The following is a 21,735-nucleotide window of genomic DNA, read 5'->3' on the forward strand; positions in this document are numbered from 1 at the left end:
ATTTTTTTATTTTTGTTTAGAAATTTCTTTACCATAACCATAAGGTTCTTCAACTAATGGAGCTTCTCCTTCCCAATTTTCAACTGGAGGTGGAGAAGATGTTAACCATTCAGGTGTAAGAGCATTCCAAGGGTTATCTCCAGCATCTTTCCCATTTCTCACACTAAGGAATACATTAATTAAAAAAGGAATTGTACTTATAGCCATCAAAAGAGCCCCAAGGCTACTAATTTGATTAACGAACTGGAATTGAGGATCATATTCTGCAACTCTTCTTGGCATTCCATTTAAACCAAGCCAATGCTGAGGAGCAAAGCACAAGTTAAATCCAATAAAGGTAATGATAAAATGTAAAATTCCTAATTTTTCATTGAACATTTTTCCAGTCACTTTGGGGAACCAATGATAAATTGACGAGAAAATAATAAAAACAGTCCCTCCATAAACTATGTAATGAAAATGGGCCACAACGAAATAGGTATCATGTACGTGAATATCGAAAGGTACCTGTGCCAAAGCAACACCTGTGATACCTCCAAAAACAAAATTTATAATAAATCCGCAAGAGAATAACATTGCACTATTAATGGAAATTTTACCTCCCCATAATGTTGCAACCCAATTGAAAAATTTTATACCTGTTGGAACAGCAATAAATGCTGTGGCAATAGTAAAGAACAATCTCATCCAAGGAGGTGTTCCACTCGTAAACATGTGATGCGCCCAAACAACTAAACCTAAAACTACAATCCCCATTATTGAAAAAACCATTGTTGTATATCCAAAAAGTGGTTTTCTAGCATGTACAGGAAGTATTTCACTAACTAAACCAAAGGCAGGAAGGACCATAATGTATACAGCGGGATGAGAATAAAACCAAAATAAATGCTGATATACGACGACATTGCCACCTAAAACAGGATTGAAAAAACCTGTTTTAGCGATGATATCGAAGCTAAGTAGAATCAAAGTGCCTGCTAAAACAGGAGTTGACAAAACAACTAATAGACTTGTCCCAAGCATTGCCCAACAATACATTGGCAATTGCATAAGTTTTAATCCTGGCCTTCTTAATTTGATAATGGTCGCGATAAAGTTTATTCCACCAAATATAGAACTGCCTCCAAGTAAAAGAACGCTCAGAATCCAAATAATTTGTCCCGATTGAGGAGTAGTTATGCTCAAAGGTGGATAAGCCGTCCATCCAGCCTGAGCAGCACCCTCAACAAAATAGCTTGCTACCAGCATCAAACCTGAAGGAGGAATTAACCAAAAAGCTACGGCATTTAATCTTGGGAATGCCATATCTCTAGCTCCTACATAAAATGGAATTAAGTAATTTCCAAAAGCACCGTTAACTACAGGCACTATCCAAAGGAATATCATTATTGTTCCGTGCAAAGTTAAGACTTGGTTATAAACATCTCTTGGCATAAAATCAGACATTGGACTGGCTAGTTCAATTCTTATAGCGCTCGCTAAGGTTCCGCCTATTAAGTAGAAAAGAAAACCGCAAACTAAGTATTGTATTCCAATTACTTTATGATCAAGGCTAAAACTAAAGTATCTTAGCCAGCCTTTAGGTTGAAGACTTTCATTATTAGTTTTTTGTGGATCAATTGATATTGTCATAAATTCACCTCTGGTTTTTTATTTTTGTTAAACCATTCTTTGTAATCAGATTCTTCTTCAACGATTATGGAGGCTCTCATACCTCCATGATATGGGCCACATAATTCTGCGCAAATTATCGGATATTTGCCTACTTTTGTAGGAGTGAAATTTAGAATAGTGGGTTGTCCAGGAATAATATCCTGTTTAATTCTGAACTCTGGTACCCAAAAAGCATGAATCACATCTTTGGATTCCATCTTCATTGATACTTTTTGATCAACAGGAACGTGTAGTTCTCCTGATATGAAATTGCCCTTGGGATAATTGAATAGAAATGCAAATTGCATAGCTGAAACTTCAATTGATAAATTATTTATTGCTATTTCATTATCAGAAGTTTGACTTATTCCAGCCCATATTTTTTCAGTGTTAGAACTCATCATCTCATGGTTATGATTTAGTTCTTTCATCCCTCCCATTCGATCGTAGATGTTGTAGCTATATAAACCTATTAATAAAACAATTATTGAAGGAATAATTGTCCATACAATTTCTAAGCTTAAATTCCCCTCTAAAGCTATTCCATCGCCTATCTGATCACTTTTTTTCCTAAACTTAAATAAGCTATAAATAACTGCTATGGTCATTCCTATAAAAATTATTAATCCAATGATGAAAAGAATTTTAAAAAGTTCATCGTAAATTGGTGCATTAATACTTGCTTCCGCTGGGAGCAAATTTACATTAAAACCAATCCAAAAAGATATAGCAAAAACGAGGGAAATAGTAAGTATTAAATAAATGTTTTTATTTAACAATTGACCTCTGAAAATTTGTATTTATAACCTCAAGATATTCAATTTTTTTAATTCTGCATCCTTTGTTAAAAGAAAATTATTTAAATTCACAACTTCTTAAGATTTATGAAATAAAAGGCGTATTATTAATAACTTTTATGAGCTAATTGTCAGGGAAAAAAGATTATTTATATGAATTATTTTTTAAATTAAACATATTAATTTTTAATTAATGTTTGGTTTTTGAATCTAATTTATTATGCAGAATATATAGGTTTTATCCATTTGATCAATAACCAATTATATAAATCAAAATATCTGACAATTTTTAAAACTTTGGGGAGTCATAGTGTACTTGCACTTATCGCACTAATAGTAATTGGAGGTGCTACGAGAGTTATGGAGGCGGGACTTGCCTGTCCAGATTGGCCATTATGTTATGGATCCTTTTTGCCTTTTAATCATATGAACCTAAGAGTATTTCTTGAGTGGTTTCATCGTTTAGATGCTTTTCTGGTTGGAATATTAATTCTTTTTAAATTTGCACTTTCAATAATTTGGAAAAATGAAATTCCAAATTGGTTACCTAAAACTTATTCATTATTACTTTTTCTCGTTATTGTCCAAGGATCTTTTGGAGCCTTAACTGTAATAAACCTGCTTGATTCATATACTGTTACTGGCCATCTTTTAATAGCTTTTCTACTTCTAATCACAACAATTTCAATAAATCAAAATTTAGAAAATGACGATATAGAAGAGCCATTAATTTGGTGGAGATTATTATTGTTTTTTCCTCTTTTACTTACTCTGATTCAATCTTTTATTGGAGTAAGGCTTTCATCAACTTGGTCAGCACATATTTGCTTATCTTTTAATAAACAATGTCTTATTCTAAATACTCATAAATTATTTGCTTTTCCAATTGCTTTTTCAATTCTATTGATTATTGCTATAGCAATTTATAAGAGAAATTTGCTTAATGAAAATTGGAAATATCTCTCAGCACTTATTCTTCTATTGTTTTCCCAAATTGGTTTGGGTGTTTTAAGTCTTAAAACAAATTTGAATGAACCTATTTTTATTATCGGTCATCAACTTAACGCCTCATTATTTATTGCGATATTAACAACATTAATTTTTAGAAATCCTTTTCCCAAAAAAGACCTAGACCACTCCCTTAATTCTCAAATGGTTGGTATCAATTCATGAACAGTAGTAACTTAGAAAACTTTAACTATAAATCTCCAACTAGGGATGAAGTTGTGCCTTCAAGAAAAAGATTAACTTTGCCACCTTGGCTTGAGGTGGCAAAACCTAGATTAATCCCACTTTTACTGGCGACAACTTTAGGAGGAATGGCTTTAACAGACGAATGGCCTTTGTCTTCACCAAAGCTTATCTGCACTTTAGGAGGCGGCGCTTTGGCAGCAGCAGCAGCAGGAGCTCTTAATTGCTTGTGGGAAATGGAATTAGATAAAAGGATGACAAGAACTAGCAAAAGAGCCTTGCCAGCAGGAAAATTGTCATCTGAGACTGTATTTTTAGCTGCCGTATCATGTACTTTGGCAGCTTCGATGCTTTTAGTAAGTGGTGTAAATTATTTGGCTGCGGGATTAACTCTTCTTGGTTTATTTAGCTATGTAATTTTATATACAGTTATTTTGAAACCTCGTACAACCAAAAATATTGTTTTCGGAGGAGTTGCTGGCGCGATACCACCTTTAGTTGGTGCATCGGCCGCCACAGGGCATGTAGGTCTTAGTGGTTGGTGGTTGTTTGGTTTAGTTATGTTATGGACTCCAGCTCATTTTTGGGCACTTGCAATTTTATTGAAGGACGATTACGCATCTGTTGGTATTCCTATGCTCCCTTCTGTTAAGGGATCTGTTTTTACTGCTAAAGCAATTTCTCGTTATGGATGGGCAACAGTTTTAATGAGTATTATGGGGGTTTTTGCTTTACCTGAAGGGGGTCTCTTATACGGAATTATGTTATTGCCATTTAATGGAAGACTTTTGCAATTAATAAATGAATTAAAGAAATCTCCTGATGATCTTTCAAGAGCAAAGTCTCTTTTTAGGTGGTCTATTCTATATATGTTTGGTATTTGTCTTTTGTTATTAATTTCCAGAACCCAGCTATCCGTAGAATTTGAGCAGCAATCACTTCAAATATTTTTCTCTATAGTGTCTCTTCTTAGTAATTAAATTAGATGTAAAATGTTATATAAGTAAATAGTAAGTTTGATGAATTATATAAAAGTTAAAGGGCTCTCAAAATCTTATTCAGATATCAAGGCATTAAAAAATTTATCGATGGAAATTGAAGCCGGCACATTATTCGGAATACTAGGTCCAAATGGTGCTGGCAAATCAACACTAATAAAAATACTCGCTACTTTAATAGAGCCTGATAGTGGAGAAGTTTTTATTAATAATATTAATCTGATAAAAAATTCAAGGAACATTAGAGAATTAATTGGTTATGTTGCCCAGGATATTGCACTTGATAAAATATTAACTGGACGAGAGCTTTTGGATTTTCAATCAGATTTATATCACATCAACAAAAACAAAAAATTTGAAAGGATAAAGAAATTAATAGATCAATTAGAAATGAATGATTGGATTGATCGTAAGTGTGGAACTTATTCAGGGGGAATGAAAAGAAGAATAGATCTTGCAGCTGGACTTTTACATTTGCCGAAAGTATTAATATTGGATGAACCTACAGTTGGTTTAGATATTGAAAGCAGAAATATTATATGGCAACTTTTGAAAGATTTGAGAAATAATGGAATGACTATTATTTTAAGCAGTCACTATCTTGATGAAATAGATAAATTGGCAGACAGATTAGTGATAATTGATGATGGAAGAGTCATAGCACAAGGGACTCCTGCAGAGCTCAAAAATAAATTAGGAGGTGATAGAGTAACTTTGAAAGTAAGAGAATTTAGTAATCAGGAAGAAGCAAAAAATATATGTCAAATTTTATCTTCAATAGATGGAATTAGTCAGATTATCATAAATGAAGCTCAAGGTTTCTCGATAAATTTTGTGGCAGATAAGGAAAAAGATTTACTTACGAAACTCAAAGTGGAATTGGCCTTCTCAAAGTTTGAAATTTTTTCTCTAACCCAAAGTCAACCAAGCTTAGATGATGTATATCTTCAGGCAACTGGGAAAACATTATTGGATGCCGAAATTTCTATGGCAGGGAAAAGAGACCTTAAAAAAGAATCAAAGCAATCAATGCGATAAAAAAACTTTTGGTTAACTAACTATAATGAAAACTAAATACTGCTAATTATGGAATTACAACAGTATAATTTATTTTTTTTATATCAAGAAACATTCGCCTTAACAAAGAGGTTATTTATTCAATTAAAAAGAAGACCATCAACTCTTTTAGCAGGAATATTACAACCCATAATTTGGCTTTTTTTATTTGGGGCTCTATTCTCTAAAGCTCCTGAAGGTTTTTTACCAGGAGTTGATTCTTATGGGAACTTTTTAGGGGCGGGACTTATTGTTTTTACTGCTTTTAGTGGAGCCTTAAACTCTGGTCTTCCTTTAATGTTTGATAGAGAGTTTGGATTTCTTAATAGATTACTTGTGGCTCCTTTAACTAGCAGATTATCCATAGTTTTATCTTCTTTTATTTATATAACAATCCTAAGCTTTGTTCAGAGTATTGTAATTATGGTTGTTTCATACATTTTAGGTTATGGATGGCCTAACTTATATGGTTTAGGAATTGTTTTTACAACACTAATTCTATTGGTTCTTTTTGTGACATCAATAAGTTTATGTTTAGCGTTTGTCTTGCCCGGACATATTGAATTAATCGCTCTTATATTTGTGATAAACTTACCTCTTCTTTTCGCAAGCACTGCTCTAGCTCCAATCTCTTTCATGCCAAATTGGCTTGGTTGGTTAGCCTCATTAAATCCATTAACTTTTGCGATTGAACCAATTAGGACTGCTTATACAGAAACTATGAATTTAGAATTAGTAGCGTTACATGCCCCATATGGTGATTTAACTTGTAAGAGTTGTATATCAATTTTATTTTCATTAACAGTTTTTTCCTTGATTATCATAAGGCCACTGTTAAATAGAAAGTTAAATTAATAAATTTATGCTTTTAAAAAATCATCTAATAGAAGTTTTTAAAAAAGCCTCTTCAGCAAAAAAACATTTTGCTTAAAGAAAATATTGTCCTTAAGTGGGTTCATAGATTTGGGATTGATTCGTTAAATGATTTATTAATCCATACCCCAGTTCTAAGGGAATATAAGTTTGAAGAAGAAAATCAAGAACAAATTAGTCTTGAATCTTTTAAAACTTTAGAAAATTTAGAAGAAACAAATTGTGAATCAAATTACTTAAAAATTTCTAACAAAAATCAAGTCTTCAATACTAAACTAGAGTCTAATCAAATACATCAATATATTAAAACCCCAAAATTACCACTACCTAATATTAAAAATTTAAGAAAATGGATTAATAAAGATAAAAAAGCTAGTTAGTTTTTACATCATACCTGGCATACCCATGCCGCCCATACCTGGCATACCCATACCTCCCATACCTGGCATACCCATGCCGCCCATACCTGGCATGCCCATACCTCCCATACCTGGCATGCCCATACCTCCCATGCCTCCCATTGGATCTCCACCTGGTCCTCCTGGGGCTGCGGCTTCAGGCTCTGGAATGTCAGCCATCGCAACTTCTGTTGTGAGGAGCATAGCTGCAATAGATACTGAATCTTGAAGAGCTAATCTTATTACTTTGGTTGGATCTAATATTCCTGAATCCTTTAAATCCTCATATTTTCCTGAATTAGCATTGAAGCCTTTGTTAAGTCTTTTAATTTCAGCGACAACTACATCACCATTAAACCCAGCATTTTTTGCTATTTGTTTAGTAGGTTCCAAAAGGGCTTCTTTTAATATATTTATCCCTGTTCTTAAATCATCGGAAGATGTTTGACTTAAATTTAAAAGGTTATCTGATATTTCAATTAAAGTTTGTCCACCTCCAGAAACTACACCCTCCTCAATAGCAGCTTTCGTAGCATTAAGGGAATCTTCGATTCTTAACTTTTTGAACTTCATCTCTGTTTCTGTTGCAGCCCCAACTTTGATAAGTGCTACTCCTCCAGCTAGTTTTGCTATCCTTTCATTGATTTTGTCCTGATCATACTCTGAGTCTGTTATTTCAACTTCTCTCTTTAATTTTTCTACTCGCGCTTTAACTAAATCCTTAGTGTCTTCGAAGGCAACTATTGTAGTTTTGTCCTTCGTGATAGTTATTTTTTTTGCTTTACCTAAATCATTAATCGATACTTTATCAAGTGTCATCGATTTATCTTCACTAATTAACTTAGCTCCTGTAAGTATTGCAATATCCTCAAGGGCAGCTTTTCTTCTTTCACCAAATAACGGAGCTCTTACTGAAGCTACATTTAACACTCCACTATTCTTATTCAAAACTAGTGTGGTTAAAGCCTCTCCTTCGATATCTTCAGCAAGAATTAAAAAAGGTGAGCCTGATTTCTGAATTTCTTCAAGTATGGGAACCAGATCAACTAAAGTTGAGATTTTTTGATCAGTTATTAATATTTTAGGGTTTTCAAGTTCACAAACTTGTCTTTCTTGGTCTGTTACGAAATATGGAGAACTATAGCCTCTATCAAAAGACATTCCTTCTGTTATATCTAATTCTGTATCTAGTGATTGAGATTCTTCAACAGTTATTACACCATCAGAGGTAACAATATCCATGGCCTTTGAAATTATAGATCCAATTTCTTCATCCCCTCCAGCACTAACTGTTGCAACTTTTTGGATATCAGAACCACTTAATGAAATACTTTTGGAACTTAATTTTTCTAAAACAAAAGCTAGGCCTACCTCCATACCTTTTTTTAACTCCATGGGACTGGCACCAGAAGCAATATTTTTTAATCCCTCCTGAACCATCTTTTGAGCCAAAATAGTAGCTGTTGTAGTTCCATCACCAGCACTCTCTTTTGTCTTAGATGCAACTTGTTCTATTAATTTCGCACCTAAATTAGAAATAGGGTTTTCAATCTCAATCTCTTTAGCAACAGTGGATCCATCTCTTACTATATCTGGTGAACCGAATTTTCTCTCTATTACTACGTTTTTTGCTTTCGGCCCAATAGTAACCTTTACTGCATTAGCTACGAAATTTACACCTTTTTCTAGCTCTTCTCTTGATTCATTAGAAAAACTTAACTGTTTTGCCATGTTTATTCAGTCTTTTATCTTATTCTAATCTCCCACAGAATCATTTTTAAGGGATATTTAATTAAGTGGGGAAAGCCGAATTTCTTTTAATGAGACATACAAATTTATTCAAATAAGAGTATCTTTAATATATGGATGAAACTAATAATCTTATTTTTACTCTTACCGCAATCCTAGCGATTGCAATGACACTAATTTACTTCCCTCTAAGATTTTTCTTGACTTTAACTGCTAGAAGTCGAAGACTAAAACTTTTAAAAAAAATTAGAAGTTTAAGAGATGAATTGGGCCAACCTTACGAAAGTACTTAATTAAATACTCATACCCCCATCTATACTAATTGTTTGTCCTGTAATGTAACTTCCAGCGTTACTTGAAACTAAAAAGGATACTAAGTTTGCAATTTGAGAACAACTTCCTAATTTCCGTAAAGGAATAACTTTAAGAATATCTTCAGTATTAAGTTTTTCAGTCATCTCTGTTTCTATAAAGCCTGGAGCTATTGCATTTACGTTTATACCTCTTGAAGCAAATTCTTTAGCGCAAGTTTTGGTGAATCCAATAACTCCAGCTTTGGCTGCAGAATAATTTGCTTGGCCGGGATTACCAATTAATCCAACAACAGATGAAATATTTACGATGCTACCACTTCTTTTTTTCATCATAAATTTTGAAGCATATTTTGTACAAAGAAAAACTCCTTTTAAGTTTGTATTTAATACGTCATCCCATTGTTCCGATTTCATTCTCATCAATAGTCCGTCTCTAGTAATACCAGCATTGTTAATGAGGATATCAATGGTGCCATTGATTTTTATAATTTCTTCAAAAGCTGAACTCACAGAATCCTCTTTTGAAACATCAAATTTTAATTTATGAGCTTTACCTCCTGAATTTTTTATTGAACTTACTACTTCTTCAGCTTTTTCATCTGATGAAGAGTAATTAATAAAAACTTCTGCTCCTAAGCGGCTTAGTTCTAAAGCAATTTCTTTACCAATTCCTCTGCTAGCTCCAGTGATTAAAGCGACTTTGCCTGATAATGAATCTGTATTTGACATTGTGCGATTTTTATAATCTTCAATCGTAGTACTATTTGTGTAAAGATATAGCTTTTATTTATAATTGTCTAGAAAATATTAAGACCTTTTATCGTGCACTTTTTAATACCAGCTGCAGGCAGTGGTAGCAGAATGAAAGCTGGAAAAAATAAATTACTTATTGATTTAGAGGGAGAGTCTTTGATTTATTGGACACTTAAATCTGTATTTTCTGCAAGCTCTATAAACTGGGTTGGAATAATTGGGCAACCAAAAGATAAAGAATTATTATTAAATTCAGCAAAGAATTTTGCTAATAAAGTGCATTGGATTAATGGTGGAGACACAAGACAACAATCAGTTTTTAATGGTTTAAACGCGCTGCCAAAAGATGCTGAAAAAGTTTTAATACATGATGGTGCTAGATGTCTAATTAATCCTGAATTAATAGACCAATGTGCTAGGCAACTAGATGAAAATGAAGCTGTTATTTTGGCTACTAAGGTAACTGACACAATAAAGATTGTTGATAATGAAGGTTTTATTAAAGAAACACCAGATAGAAATTATTTATGGGCAGCGCAAACTCCTCAGGGCTTTTTAGTAGATAGATTAAAAAAAGCTCATATGATGGCAATTGATAAAAACTGGAAAGTCACAGATGATGCCTCACTATTCGAAATGCTTAATTGGAAAGTGAAGATTATTGAAGGAACTTATTCAAATATAAAAATTACATCTCCTATAGATTTGAAAATTGCAAAACTTTTTGTGAATAACCCTTAGTTAAAAGATGTATCGATACTAAGAATGCCATCATCACCATTTAAGGTAGCTTCGTATCCTAAAGGAATGCAAGCATTTCCCGATATGTGGCCTATTGGGAGGTCAAAAAGAATAGGAAAATCAAACTCTTGGAGTCTTTCAATAATGCAGTTTTTTAGTAAATCTTTCCATTCAAGGTCGCAGGAATCATTAGAAAAACTTCCAAATCCAATACCAGCAATTTCAGTAAGTGTTTTAGTCATTCTGAGGTAAGTCAACATGCGATCAATTTTATAAATATCTTCATTAATATCTTCAAAAATTATTATTTTCCCTTTGCAATCTGGAAAGTGATTAGTACCAATTAAAAAAGTAGCAATAGTTAAGTTAGAAACGATAATTTCTCCTTTAGCTTTTCCATCTCTTAAAGGAATTCCTCTTATGTCCTCAACATATCCCTCAAAAAGTAAATTTCTTAATCTCTCAAGACTCCACTCTGGCTCTTTAAAAAGGCCAGTAACCATTGGGCCATGAATAGAACCTATAAATCCTTGAGAATATTTAGATAGTAATAGAGAACATGTATCTGAGAAGCCAAGCATTAAACCATGCTGCCAAGAAGGTTCTTTTTCTAAAAGTCTTGCTGAACCCCAGCCTCCTTTTGCAAAAATGATTAGCTTACTATTTTGTGCTTTTTCCAGTTCTTCAAATCTAGTTAAATCATCACCTGCAAAATAACCAAATTTTTTTGATAGAGAATTATTTTCATTAATTTCCAAGCCCCATTTTTTTAAGATTTCTATACCTTTTTGAAAATTTTCGTCTTCATCAATAAAGGAGCTTGGAGCTAAAATATCTATTAGATCCCCTTTTTTTAATCTAAAAACCATATTTAGAATTTATGAGGCAAGAATAATTCCTAATAAAAGGACTCCTCCATAAATTGATTGATTTTTGAAGTGATTCCCAATATTTTTTATTGATTGCTTTTCCTCAGGAAATACTTTTAGTATATCTCTCTGCATTAAGATTGAAGTTGTAAGACAAATTGGCCAAAAAATAAAATCCATTTGATTAATAAATGCGCATAATGCTAGGAAACAAGAAGTTAAAAAATAACAAATTTGAATAGTTATTCTTGTATTGTTCTGGAGGTTGACAGCGGAACTATTTATTCCAATTTTGATATCATATTTTTTATCTGCTAAAGCATAAATCGTGTCAAAGCCAAAAGTCCAAAAAATGGTAGCTAGCCAGCAAAATAATAAAACAATACTATTTAAATTGCCTTCATTTGCGGCCCAGGGAATTAATACAGCAAAACCCCAGCATATGGATAAGATTAATTGAGGATATTTAAACCATCTTTTAGCAGAAGGGTAAATTAAAATAATAGGTAAAGCTATAAAAGCAAGTGAAATAGAAAGGATTCTTCCAGGCTCAGGTAGTGACAAAGTTAAAAAAAAGCTACATAAAATTAAAAAGAAAAGGATTAAATAAGCCGTTTTAAGACTAATTTTATTTGCAGCTAGAGGTCTATTTTTTGTCCTAACAACTTTTTGATCAATTTTTTTGTCCCAAATATCATTAACCACGCAGCCTAATCCACTTACTATTAGACCTCCCAGTATTATTCTTACCAACATTAAAAATGTTGGATTAGCATCTGGGGTTAAATATAAACTCCATCCAGCAGGAATAAGTAATATCATTCTTCCAGTCGGTTTATTCCACCTTAATAATTCAAAAAAAATACTTAATTTAATTTGTCGATTTTTATTTTGCATATGACCTATTGTATATTTCATAACTTTAAATAATCTTACTAGGATTAAATGATTTCTATTATTTAATAATCAATCTTGGCTATATTTATTAATGGATTAAAGATATCTGCATCTTATAAAAAGAAATGATACATAAACAAGATTTAAGATATTTTCAAGAAAAGCAAATTTTAGTAGCTTCTATAGATATTGGAACTAACTCTACACATCTCTTGGTAGCAGAAATTAATCTAGAATTAAAATCATTTTCAATAAAATTCACTGATAAATCAACCACTCGTCTTGGAGAAAGAGATGAGGAGGGTAATCTTACTGAAGAATCAATCCAAAGAGCATTAGTTACTCTTAAGCGATTTAAGGAATATTGTAAAAGTAATGGAGTAAAACAAATAGTAACAGCAGCAACAAGTGCAGTTAGGGAAGCTCCAAACGGTCAAGATTTTATTAGAAGAGTTCTTGATGAAACTGATATTCAAATAGAAATGATAAGTGGTTCTGAGGAAGCCAGATTAATTTACCTTGGTGTCCTTTCTGGTATGGCTTTTGAAGATCAGTCTTTTGTAATCATTGATATTGGAGGAGGATCTACAGAATTAATACTTGCTGATAAAAAAGATGCTATAGCTCTTACCAGTTCGAGAATTGGTGCGGTAAGACTTAAAAATGATTTTTTAAATAAAGAGTCCATAAATTCAGAAAGATCAAGTTTTCTAACAACTTTTATTAAAGGATCTTTAGAACCAGCTGTTCGAAAAATAAAGAGTAGATCTAAGGGAGATAAGACTTTATCTATGATTGCAACCAGTGGCACTGCAACCTCATTAGGAAATTTGATTTCAGATGATTTGGGAGAATCTAAACAAAAGTTGCATGGTTATAACTTTAAAAAAGAAAATTTACAAAATGTATTGGGAAAACTTATTAAATTACCAGTTTCGGAAATCAAGAAAATACCTTCATTAAGTGAGAGAAGAGCAGAAATAATTGTTCCAGGAGCATTGATATTAAATACCGCAATGGAGATGTTGAATTTTAATGAATTAACAATAAGTGAGAGGGCTCTTCGGGAAGGTTTGGTTGTAGATTGGATGCTTCGTAAAGGGATAATTAAAAACGAATTAAATATTCAAAGCAATATTAGAAAAACAACAATAGTTCATCAGGCTAGAAAGTTTGGAGTAGATAATAAAAGAGCTGAGAAAATTATTGATATTGCCTTTCAAATCTATGATCAGACTAAAAATATCTTTCATAGTGATAATGACCCTAAAGCCAAAGAACTTCTTTGGGCAGCTTCTAATCTTTATAATTGCGGGAAATACGTGAATGTTGGTTCATATCACAAGCACTCTTGGTACTTAATAAAAAATTGTGAGTTGTTGGGATATTCTGAAGCAGAAACAAATATTATTGCTTCAATTGCTAGATACCATAGAAAGACTCTACCCAAGAAAAGACATGAGTCTTGGCAAAATTTAATATCCAAAGAAGATAAAACATTAGTACTTGAAATGTCATTAATTTTGAGACTAGCAGCCTCTCTTGATCAAAGACCTGACAAGGTGATCTCATCAGTTCAAATAAAATTGCAGGAAAATATTCTTACATTTGAACTTTTACCTTTAAATAGAAACCATGATCTTCTTCTTGAAAAATGGAACTTAGGATTATGTCGTAATGTAATAAAAGAACTAAAGAATTTGGATTTAAAAGTTATTTAGTTTTTTTAATAAGTTCTTGTTTTGGAGTTTGATTCTGAGAAGAGTCTGAAAATAAATTGAAAATTAAGGACGAGGCGATTAGTCCGAGAAGGCCTGAAATTAAAATAAATATCCAAAACCCTACTGGACTTAGATCCTTAGATTGTCTAGTTTCATTAGTTTTTTTAGCAACTTCTTCAACTATTTCTTCTATTTTTATCTCTTGCCTTTCTGTCTTAAATTCATTCATTATAAATTCTGTATCAAGTTTCAGCTTCTGTGCAATTCTACGAACCATTGCTTTAATAAATACTTTTTCAGGTAGTTCTTCTTCATTACCTTCTTCAATGGCTTTAAGTTGATGAGATCCAATTTTTAAATCAGAAGACAATTCTTCAATAGATTGCTCTCTACTTAACCTTGCCTCTTTGATCAAATTTCCAATTCTCTTTAAAGAGGATTGTTCTGTTTTGGTATTGACATCTGGGTTAAATTTTATTTCTTTCAAAACAAATAAATTTTTACTAATTATAGTAATTAATATTTTTCTATCAACTTTAAGTTTATTTATTCCTGAAGAGATGACTATAAGAAGGATTATAAAGATTAGATCTTTTTTGAGAATTACTAATCGCTGGGCTAATTATGTAAATGGTTGTTCTAATTAGTTTTTTCTCAATAGAAAACTTTTCCATATCTTTTAATTCTATTAATGATGTCCAACCATCATCCCAAGATACTCTAAATCCAACAATCACTTTAGTTTCTGGAGGGTAAAACTCTAGTAAAGTTTCTTGCGACCTTTTCACATGCCTAGCACTTAGATAAAGACATATAGAGGAATTGTGTTTTGCAAGATCTTTCAGAGATTCTTTTTCGGGCATCCCTGTTCGCCCTCCTGCTCTAGTTAAAATTATTGTTTGCGTTACTTCAGGGATGGTTAGTTCAGCTTCATGATATGCTGCAGCAACTTGAAAAGCACTTACTCCAGGAACAACTTCGATTTCAATTTTTTCGTTTTTTAAAATTTCGATTTGCTCTCTAATTGCTCCAAAAAGGCAAGGATCTCCATCATGCAACCTTACAACAGTTTTACCTGCCTGAAATTTTTCTATCATGATTGAGGTGATTTGCTCTAAGTTGAGCGAACTCGTTTTTATTTTTTCAGAACCTTCTTTAGAAAAATCTAAAATCTTTTCAGGAATTAAAGAATTAGTCCAAATAATGACATCTGCAATTTTTATCTTTTTTAATGCTTTTAAAGTTAATAATTCGGGATCTCCTGGACCAACACCAATAAAGGATATTTTATTATCCATTCTCTCTATTTTTCCCACTAGATGTTCTCAATCTTAAAAAAAATATTCCAATTAATCCAGAAGAAAATAGAAAAATACTTATAAATTGAGCCATTCTAATACCGCCATCACAGAAAGGCGGAAGCCCACCAATACATAGTGGGTCAGTTCTTAAACCTTCAATCCAGAATCTTCCAAAGCTATAACTTATTAAGTAAAGACAGCTAATAAAGCCAGGCTTGAAAAAATCTGTTTTATTTTGTTTATTAAAGGTAATAATAAGGATGATGAAAATTAAAAGATTCCACAATGACTCATAGAGAAATGTAGGATGAAAAAATTCATAATTAAGAAACTCTAAAGGCCTATTTTTGATAGGTATAAATAATTTCCAAGGTAAATTTGTAGGAACTCCAAAGGCTTCATTATTGAAAAAATTCCCCCACCTTCCTATTGATTGTCCAAGAATTATCGAGGGTACTAGTATATCTATAAAAGTTTTTAAATTAATTTTTTTCGAATTACAGAAATAGATAATAGATATTAATCCTCCAATTAGACCTCCATGGATTGCTATGCCTCCTTCCCAAACTGCAAGAAAAGAAGGTATTTGAATGATGTTATTGAATAGTTTAAAAGAAGTAAAAAAGTTCTCTCCGCTATATTGCCTCCACTCAAAAATTACGTAATAAGCTCTAGCTCCTATTATTGAAGAGATTATTAATGATGGAAGTATTTCACTAATGTACTCTGGGTTAATATTTCTTGCCTTTGCTAGTTTTTTAGAGACAAATAGGCCTATTAAAACTGAAACTGAAATAAGAAGTCCGTACCATCTAATAGTTATAAATCCTAAATTTAAAAAAGTTTCACCTGGAGATTGTATAAAAGCTTGAAGTATAAGCATTTAAAGAAAGTTAGATACCCTCTGCTGCTTGCACTTTTTCTACTTGTTTTTTCTTCAAAACTAAAAGTATTTGTGTTAGGCCTACACCAATGAAGAATGCAATCAATCCAATAACTCTATAAGGGCTCTGAAGTACAACCTCAGCATCTAATTGTCCAAAGCCGCCAACGTTGGGATCATTAGTAAGAGGGTCACCTGCATTTATTTTGTCTTGTGCTTTTACGATAAGTTGAGGACCAACAGGCACTACTTCAGTAGTTATCTCACCATTATCGTTTTCTATATTGACCTTATGGCTTCCATCTTCAATTGTTTCTATTGAATTTACAGTTCCTGATGTGGTAGAAGTGAAAACTACATTATTGCTTTTGTCTCCAGTTGGGTATACCTGACCTCTACCTCTATTGCCTCCGATATGTAACGAGTATTTTCCATAGTGATATTCTTTATTAGTGGATGGATCAGGGGAAAGTACAGGGAAAACTATTTCTTTATTAGTATCGCCAGGTAAAGGTCCTACAATAATGATATTATCTTTCTCTTCACTGTAATTAGTGAAATAAACCCCTTCCGTCTCCTCTTTAATTTCTTCGGTCCATCTTTCTTGTGGAGCAAGTTTAAAGCCATCAGGCAGCATTACAACAGCACCAACTTGTAATGGGACTTCAGAACCATCAGCACCGATCTCTTTTAAGTCATTTTTGTAGGGTATTTTGACTACAGCTTTGAAAACACTGTCTGCTCCAACAGATTGTGGAACCTCTGCAATTGTAGGCATCTGAGCTAAATGACAATTTGCACAGACTATCTTTCCTGTTGCTTCTCTTGGGGATTCATAGTTTTGCTGAGCCCAAAATGGATAAGCAAAAGTGATCTTTGGATAAAATACAATGCTCGAAATGAAAAGCAGAGTACAGATAAATAAACTTGTTTTTTTCATGATTTGATTTTTAAGACCTTTCATTTTTTATGCCCACCATGGATTTTCATTGGTTCTAAAGTCAGTTTCTGACCATTGTTTAACGAGTACAGCATCATCTTCAATATCGACATGCGCTAGGGCTAAAGATAAAGGAGCAGGCCCTCTTACTACTTTCCCATTAGTATCGTACTGACTGCCATGACAAGGACATATAAATTTATTAGCACCACTATCCCATGGGACAACGCAACCTAAATGAGTACAAATTGCATTTAAACCAAATTCTCCTATTTCCCCACCCTCATTAACTATTAAATAAGTTGGATCTCCCTTTAGACCCTGCACAAGACTTCTGTCTCCTGCTTGATGGGTAGCTAACCAACCTGTCTTACTTATTGGATTCCCTAATTCATCTTTAGCAGAAGTTCCACCACCACCACCGCCTGCTCTTAAAGGCATGAAATAATTAGCTACAGGGTAAAGGGCTCCTAAAGCTACACCAGTTGCAGTACCAAATGTAAGAAGATTCATAAATTGCCTTCGACCCATTGATGGGACATCATTGGAACTTAATTGAGTCATTCGCTACTTGGTTCTGTTATTTATTAGTTATTATGAATCAAATTGATCAATTTCTGTTGCAAATAGATAGGACTTTTAATAATTTAAAGTAAAAGTTTAGGAAGTCCTAATTAATTGATTTAAATGAACCCATTGCTCGTAGATGAAGTTATACATTATTTGATTCATCGCTGGGGGAAAAAATATGATTTTAGACTCTTTAGAAGAGGAAAATTTGTATATTTTCAAATGATGTGGGGATTTCTTGGACAGGAATCATTCCCTTTAAGTGAAGATGAATATAAAAAATCGATAGCTGATAAAATCGAGATTTTAAATAGATGTGGATATTCTGAAGAAGTAAGAGAATGGCTAAAGAAAGTCAATGCTAAGCCGAGGTTAGGTAGAGCTGTCAGCTTGCAATTAAATCTTAATGAGAAGATGAAAGAGTTTTTGACTTAAGATTTTCTGATAAGTAAGTTAAACCAGTACCCACAAAAAATAAAAACACAATCGATATAGATAGCAATGACATAGTCAATGGGTCTGTTGAAGGGGTAATCACTGCAGATAATATTGCAGAGGAAATTACAACGATCTTCCAATTCGAAATCATTTTTTCTGTTGTAATTATTCCAAGAGAACCAAGAATAAATTGTAATACTGGCAATTGAAAAGCTATTGCAGTGCTAGACATTAATAACAGAACAAAATCAAAATATCTTTCTATAGACCAAGTTGGTTCAACAATATCAGCACCAAAACTAATGAAGAAATTTATTGCTGCAGGGACTAATATCCACCAGGAAAAAATTAATCCTAAAAAAAACAGAAGACCTGAGCCAAAAACTGCGGGCAATATAAGGCTTTTTTCTTGTTTTGTTAAACCAGGAGAAATAAATAATATTATTTGATAAAAAATATAAGGCATAGAAACTATTAATCCGCTGTAACCTGCAACTTTAATAGCGACAAATAAAAACTCTCCTGGAGCAAGTTGTAGTAAATGAATATCACCAGCTGGGATTTCTAAAAAAGATATTAATGGCTTTATGATGAGAAAACTGAAGAATATTGAAATAAGTATTGAGTAAATTGAGTGTAGGATCCTTTGACGCAGCTCCTCTAAATGATCACTAAAAGTCATCGAATCTGATAATTTATTCTCACTTTGACCTGAACCTCTCATTATTTTTAGATAAAGATTTTGTAAGAAAAAGGTTTAAAATTACTATTGTCAAAGTCCAATTTATTTTCGATAAATTTAATTATTTGCTTAATTTAGGATTAGTTGGATCTGGTAATAAGAAAGGAGGGGCATCATTTAGGGATGATTCACCATAAGTTTCATATTCTCTATATCCACCCATTTTTCCATTTGTTTTCATTAAAGCGCTTACGAAGGCAAGAAGTAAGAAAACAGTAGGAGCTCCAATTATTAATGCAGCACCAAATAGATATCCAACAATAAATTCTGGGAAACTATGATTTCCTAAAAATTCATGAGTGCCCAAAAGAAAATCAAACATTTAAATTTAAAAATTTTTTTTATTATAAACTAAATTACTGTTTTAAGATTTTTTTTAATGTAATCTTCTCCTCTTGTAGGATTTCCCCAAATAATTTCTCCATTTTTAAAGGAAACGCAACCCGGTCCGCCTTTTTTGATTTTTTGCAAATCTTTAATCTTTACTAAATTAATTGGAACTTTAATGTTTCTTTTTGCCTTACTAAATAAAGCAGCTAAATCTGCAGCAATTTGAAGATCTTGTTCAGATGCTACTTGAGATGAAGACTTCAAAACTACATGACTGCCTGGCGCTTCCTGTGCATGAAACCATAAATCGCCCTTTTTTGAGAACTTAAAGCTTATTAAGTCATTTTGCCTCATATTTCTCCCTACCTGAAGCTTCAATCCAGTAGGAGTATCAACTTGAATAGGTGAAGATTGTATCTCTGATGAGCTTTTCTTATCTTCTTTTTGCCTCTTTATGTTGATATTAAACTCGTTACAAATCTCTTCCACAATTTCTTCTAATAGTTTAATTTTAATGAACAGTTCCTCTTGATATAAAGAATTTATATTCTCTAGAAGTGTAGTGAATTCATCTAGTCTATCGATATTAGTTTTGTAAATATTTAGTCTTTCTTTTATTAATTCTCTAGATCTTTTTAGTTTTTTTGATTTTTTGTATAGTTTTTGTCCTCTAATAATATCTTTTTTGTTGATCTCATTTTTTGTGAATATATTGTCAGCTTTCTCTTTATATATTTCGTAGTTTTCTGACTTAGATAGGAGATCATATTGAATATTTAAATTTTTTTTCTCATTATTTGTTTGTTTAAAAATTATCCCTTCAATTTTATTTACTAATAATCCAAATTTTTTTTGTTTTAAATGATGATCATAATAATTTTCTAAACCAGTGCATAAATCTATTTTATTTTTACAGTTAATTTCTTTATCTAAAAACCAAACTGAATAAAAATAATTATTAAATATGGAAAAGTGAAAATTTTTGTTTTGAAATCTATTTATCCATATTTTCCAACTTTTAAATATCTCCTTTAAGTCAACATCACTAATGAAATCAATATTTTTTTCCATTATTTCCGAGTCGTTAGTATTACTAAATACTTCTAGTTGTTTTGTGAGGATAGGGCTTACTCCTTGGTAGGTATTTATTAAACAGTATTTTAAAGACTCAGGTACTGTTGAAATTGATTCTTTCCATGATCGAAAAGATTCATCTTCTTTGGGTTGTTTTTTAAGATTTACTGGAGGGTCAGAATAAATTGATCCTGTTGAAATTGTTCTAAAACTAGATTGACTTGATTTAACTTGTTTACCAACTGCGATAATTTTATGTTTATTATCCAAATAAAAAATATTGCTATGTTTTCCCATTAACTCAAAAATTAAATACTTACTAATTTCATCTCCAGGTTTTTTTGCAAAACCAAATTTTATAACTCTTTCGAATTCATCTTGATCAATCGAAATTAAAGCCATATATTTTAATCCATATCTTATTTGTTTAGAAAGTGTACTTTCTCTTCCCATTTTTTCTGGCTTATTTATCTTTAATATTCTTGGAGATTCACCATTCCATGAAACTTCTAACCAAGTTTGAGAACCTACTCCTCTGAAACATAATTGAATTGTATTTGGTTCAGGTTGTTGAGCAGTTTCAAACTTTGTAGGTAAAATACTATTTGATAAATAATGCAATACGGATCTAATAGATGTAATATCCATTATCTGTGGCACGCTTTTTTGCATTATTTCTTTTAAATTCACAAGAATTTATCTTACTGTAAAAAATTTAATATGAAAAATCTAAAAAAACTAATTATCCTTACTGGACCTAGCGGGGTGGGTAAAGGAACTGTTATTAAAGAAATATTAGCTAAAGATAAAAATATTTGGCTTTCAATATCTGCAACTACTAGAGAACCTAGAGAGGGAGAGAAAGAGGGAGAAAATTATTACTTTTTGAATCAAGAAAAATTTAAAGAAATGATTAAACAAAACCTTTTTCTTGAATGGGCTCAGTTTGCTGGAAACTACTATGGAACGCCTTTGTCTTCTGTAAATGCAAAAATCAAACAGGGACTTTCCGTACTACTTGAAATTGAAGTGGAAGGTGCGAAGCAAATAAAAGAAAAGTTCCCTAATTCTCTATCAATATTTTTACTACCTCCTAATAAAAAAGAATTAGAGAGAAGAATAAGAAATAGAGGTACAGAAAAAGAGGAGGCAATTAAAAAAAGACTCTCAAGGGCTAATTATGAGATTTCAGCATCAGATGAGTTTGATTTTGCATTAACAAATAACGATGTTGATGAAACAGCAAAAAGAATAATTGAGTTAATACAAACTTGATTATTCTCTCTTTTATTAGCTCATTGGATGGAACAATAAATCTGGGAAAAACCTATTAAATTCAATGATTATTCCGGCTGTAAGGCTTAGCCAGATTGCTGCAACTACTGGGGCAGATCTAACAAATTTTGTGTTTAGAATTTTGAACATTTGATTTGCAAAAAAGTTTTTT

25 protein-coding genes are annotated in these 21,735 nt (G+C 32.1%); 10 read left to right on the plus strand and 15 right to left on the minus strand.

What is annotated here, in order from left to right:
- Positions 1-6: 6 nt before the first annotated feature.
- Together ctaD and coxB are read right to left on the minus strand one after the other, a co-directional pair.
- The gene (gene ctaD, locus HA145_RS02325; protein WP_209127675.1) at positions 7-1,632 is read right to left on the minus strand and encodes a cytochrome c oxidase subunit I; all 1,626 of its coding nucleotides are present in this window, start codon (positions 1,630-1,632) and stop codon (positions 7-9) included.
- Positions 1,629-2,432 (minus strand): cytochrome c oxidase subunit II, encoded by an 804-nt coding sequence (gene coxB, locus HA145_RS02330; RefSeq protein ID WP_209127676.1) that lies wholly within the window; start codon positions 2,430-2,432, stop codon positions 1,629-1,631. Before coxB ends, ctaD begins: the two co-directional genes overlap by 4 nt.
- Before the next feature lie 264 nt (positions 2,433-2,696).
- Here coxB and HA145_RS02335 point away from each other — a divergent pair, with 264 nt between their 5' ends.
- From HA145_RS02335 to HA145_RS02355, 5 genes are all read left to right on the plus strand, one after another.
- Positions 2,697-3,623 (plus strand): COX15/CtaA family protein, encoded by a 927-nt coding sequence (locus tag HA145_RS02335; protein ID WP_209127677.1) that lies wholly within the window; start codon positions 2,697-2,699, stop codon positions 3,621-3,623.
- Positions 3,620-4,621: a heme o synthase gene (locus tag HA145_RS02340; RefSeq protein ID WP_209127678.1), complete on the plus strand. Its 1,002-nt coding sequence runs from the start codon at positions 3,620-3,622 to the stop codon at positions 4,619-4,621. Before HA145_RS02335 ends, HA145_RS02340 begins: the two co-directional genes overlap by 4 nt.
- 39 nt (positions 4,622-4,660) lie before the next feature.
- Positions 4,661-5,677, plus strand: a complete 1,017-nt coding sequence (locus HA145_RS02345) for an ABC transporter ATP-binding protein (RefSeq protein WP_209127679.1) — start codon at positions 4,661-4,663, stop codon at positions 5,675-5,677.
- A gap of 48 nt (positions 5,678-5,725) precedes the next feature.
- Positions 5,726-6,550, plus strand: a complete 825-nt coding sequence (locus HA145_RS02350; RefSeq protein WP_032524162.1) for an ABC transporter permease — start codon at positions 5,726-5,728, stop codon at positions 6,548-6,550.
- Between the two features lie 68 nt (positions 6,551-6,618).
- A complete protein-coding gene (locus HA145_RS02355; RefSeq protein ID WP_245151763.1) occupies positions 6,619-6,948 on the plus strand; it encodes a hypothetical protein in 330 nt (109 codons plus the stop codon).
- 3 nt (positions 6,949-6,951) lie between these two features.
- Here HA145_RS02355 and groL read toward each other — a convergent pair whose 3' ends face one another.
- Entirely contained in the window at positions 6,952-8,697 is a 1,746-nt protein-coding gene (groL, locus tag HA145_RS02360; RefSeq protein WP_209127680.1) for a chaperonin GroEL, read from the minus strand.
- Between the two features lie 131 nt (positions 8,698-8,828).
- Between groL and HA145_RS02365 the strand changes: the two genes are divergently transcribed.
- Positions 8,829-9,008, plus strand: coding sequence for a hypothetical protein (locus HA145_RS02365; protein ID WP_209127681.1), 180 nt, complete (start codon positions 8,829-8,831; stop codon positions 9,006-9,008).
- Here HA145_RS02365 and fabG read toward each other — a convergent pair whose 3' ends face one another.
- The gene (fabG, locus tag HA145_RS02370; RefSeq protein WP_209127682.1) at positions 9,009-9,758 is read right to left on the minus strand and encodes a 3-oxoacyl-[acyl-carrier-protein] reductase; all 750 of its coding nucleotides are present in this window, start codon (positions 9,756-9,758) and stop codon (positions 9,009-9,011) included. It abuts the gene before it with no gap.
- Positions 9,759-9,851: 93 nt separating this feature from the next.
- Here fabG and ispD point away from each other — a divergent pair, with 93 nt between their 5' ends.
- The gene (gene ispD, locus HA145_RS02375; RefSeq protein WP_209127683.1) at positions 9,852-10,523 is read left to right on the plus strand and encodes a 2-C-methyl-D-erythritol 4-phosphate cytidylyltransferase; all 672 of its coding nucleotides are present in this window, start codon (positions 9,852-9,854) and stop codon (positions 10,521-10,523) included.
- Here the strand turns inward: ispD and HA145_RS02380 are convergent.
- Both HA145_RS02380 and HA145_RS02385 read right to left on the minus strand, forming a co-directional pair.
- Positions 10,520-11,392 (minus strand): LD-carboxypeptidase, encoded by an 873-nt coding sequence (locus HA145_RS02380; protein ID WP_209127684.1) that lies wholly within the window; start codon positions 11,390-11,392, stop codon positions 10,520-10,522. The genes ispD and HA145_RS02380 overlap by 4 nt on opposite strands.
- A gap of 9 nt (positions 11,393-11,401) precedes the next feature.
- Positions 11,402-12,310, minus strand: a complete 909-nt coding sequence (locus tag HA145_RS02385; protein ID WP_432421776.1) for a 4-hydroxybenzoate polyprenyltransferase — start codon at positions 12,308-12,310, stop codon at positions 11,402-11,404.
- 104 nt (positions 12,311-12,414) lie between these two features.
- On the opposite strand from HA145_RS02385, the gene HA145_RS02390 reads away from it, so the two are divergent.
- Complete coding sequence (locus HA145_RS02390) at positions 12,415-14,010, plus strand: Ppx/GppA phosphatase family protein (protein WP_209127685.1); 1,596 nt, start codon at positions 12,415-12,417, stop codon at positions 14,008-14,010.
- Here HA145_RS02390 and HA145_RS02395 read toward each other — a convergent pair.
- From HA145_RS02395 to petC, 5 genes are read right to left on the minus strand one after another with little or no spacing between them, the layout of a single operon-like run.
- A complete protein-coding gene (locus HA145_RS02395) occupies positions 14,003-14,497 on the minus strand; it encodes a helix-turn-helix domain-containing protein (RefSeq protein WP_209127686.1) in 495 nt (164 codons plus the stop codon). The two genes, HA145_RS02390 and HA145_RS02395, sit on opposite strands and share 8 nt — an antisense overlap.
- A gap of 55 nt (positions 14,498-14,552) precedes the next feature.
- Entirely contained in the window at positions 14,553-15,308 is a 756-nt protein-coding gene (gene cobM / locus HA145_RS02400) for a precorrin-4 C(11)-methyltransferase (protein ID WP_209127687.1), read from the minus strand.
- On the minus strand, positions 15,301-16,194 hold the full coding sequence (lgt, locus tag HA145_RS02405; RefSeq protein WP_209127688.1) for a prolipoprotein diacylglyceryl transferase: 894 nt from the start codon (positions 16,192-16,194) through the stop codon (positions 15,301-15,303). The genes cobM and lgt overlap by 8 nt, the downstream gene beginning before the upstream one ends.
- 10 nt (positions 16,195-16,204) lie before the next feature.
- Positions 16,205-17,134, minus strand: coding sequence for a cytochrome f (gene petA, locus HA145_RS02410; protein ID WP_245151800.1), 930 nt, complete (start codon positions 17,132-17,134; stop codon positions 16,205-16,207).
- A 27-nt stretch (positions 17,135-17,161) separates the two neighbouring features.
- A complete protein-coding gene (gene petC / locus HA145_RS02415; RefSeq protein WP_032521364.1) occupies positions 17,162-17,698 on the minus strand; it encodes a cytochrome b6-f complex iron-sulfur subunit in 537 nt (178 codons plus the stop codon).
- 123 nt (positions 17,699-17,821) lie between these two features.
- On the opposite strand from petC, the gene HA145_RS02420 reads away from it, so the two are divergent.
- Positions 17,822-18,139: a DUF3067 family protein gene (locus tag HA145_RS02420; protein ID WP_209127690.1), complete on the plus strand. Its 318-nt coding sequence runs from the start codon at positions 17,822-17,824 to the stop codon at positions 18,137-18,139.
- On the opposite strand, the gene tatC is transcribed toward HA145_RS02420, so the two are convergent.
- The 3 genes from tatC to HA145_RS02435 all read right to left on the minus strand — a co-directional run bounded on the left by tatC (position 18,108) and on the right by HA145_RS02435 (position 20,936).
- Positions 18,108-18,866, minus strand: coding sequence for a twin-arginine translocase subunit TatC (gene tatC, locus HA145_RS02425; protein ID WP_209127691.1), 759 nt, complete (start codon positions 18,864-18,866; stop codon positions 18,108-18,110). The genes HA145_RS02420 and tatC overlap by 32 nt on opposite strands.
- A gap of 79 nt (positions 18,867-18,945) precedes the next feature.
- Positions 18,946-19,206: a hypothetical protein gene (locus HA145_RS02430; protein WP_011376025.1), complete on the minus strand. Its 261-nt coding sequence runs from the start codon at positions 19,204-19,206 to the stop codon at positions 18,946-18,948.
- Positions 19,207-19,235: 29 nt separating this feature from the next.
- The gene (locus tag HA145_RS02435) at positions 19,236-20,936 is read right to left on the minus strand and encodes an Rqc2 family fibronectin-binding protein (RefSeq protein ID WP_209128293.1); all 1,701 of its coding nucleotides are present in this window, start codon (positions 20,934-20,936) and stop codon (positions 19,236-19,238) included.
- A 72-nt stretch (positions 20,937-21,008) separates the two neighbouring features.
- Here HA145_RS02435 and gmk point away from each other — a divergent pair, with 72 nt between their 5' ends.
- Positions 21,009-21,563, plus strand: a complete 555-nt coding sequence (gmk, locus tag HA145_RS02440; RefSeq protein ID WP_209127692.1) for a guanylate kinase — start codon at positions 21,009-21,011, stop codon at positions 21,561-21,563.
- 15 nt (positions 21,564-21,578) lie between these two features.
- Here the strand turns inward: gmk and psaJ are convergent, their stop codons facing one another.
- Positions 21,579-21,713 carry a photosystem I reaction center subunit IX gene (psaJ, locus tag HA145_RS02445; protein ID WP_011862490.1) on the minus strand — a complete coding sequence of 45 codons (135 nt, stop codon included), beginning with the start codon at positions 21,711-21,713 and terminating at the stop codon, positions 21,579-21,581.
- Positions 21,714-21,735 lie beyond the last annotated feature (22 nt).

Source organism: Prochlorococcus marinus XMU1411 (assembly GCF_017696075.1).
Lineage (GTDB): Bacteria > Cyanobacteriota > Cyanobacteriia > PCC-6307 > Cyanobiaceae > Prochlorococcus_A > Prochlorococcus_A marinus_V.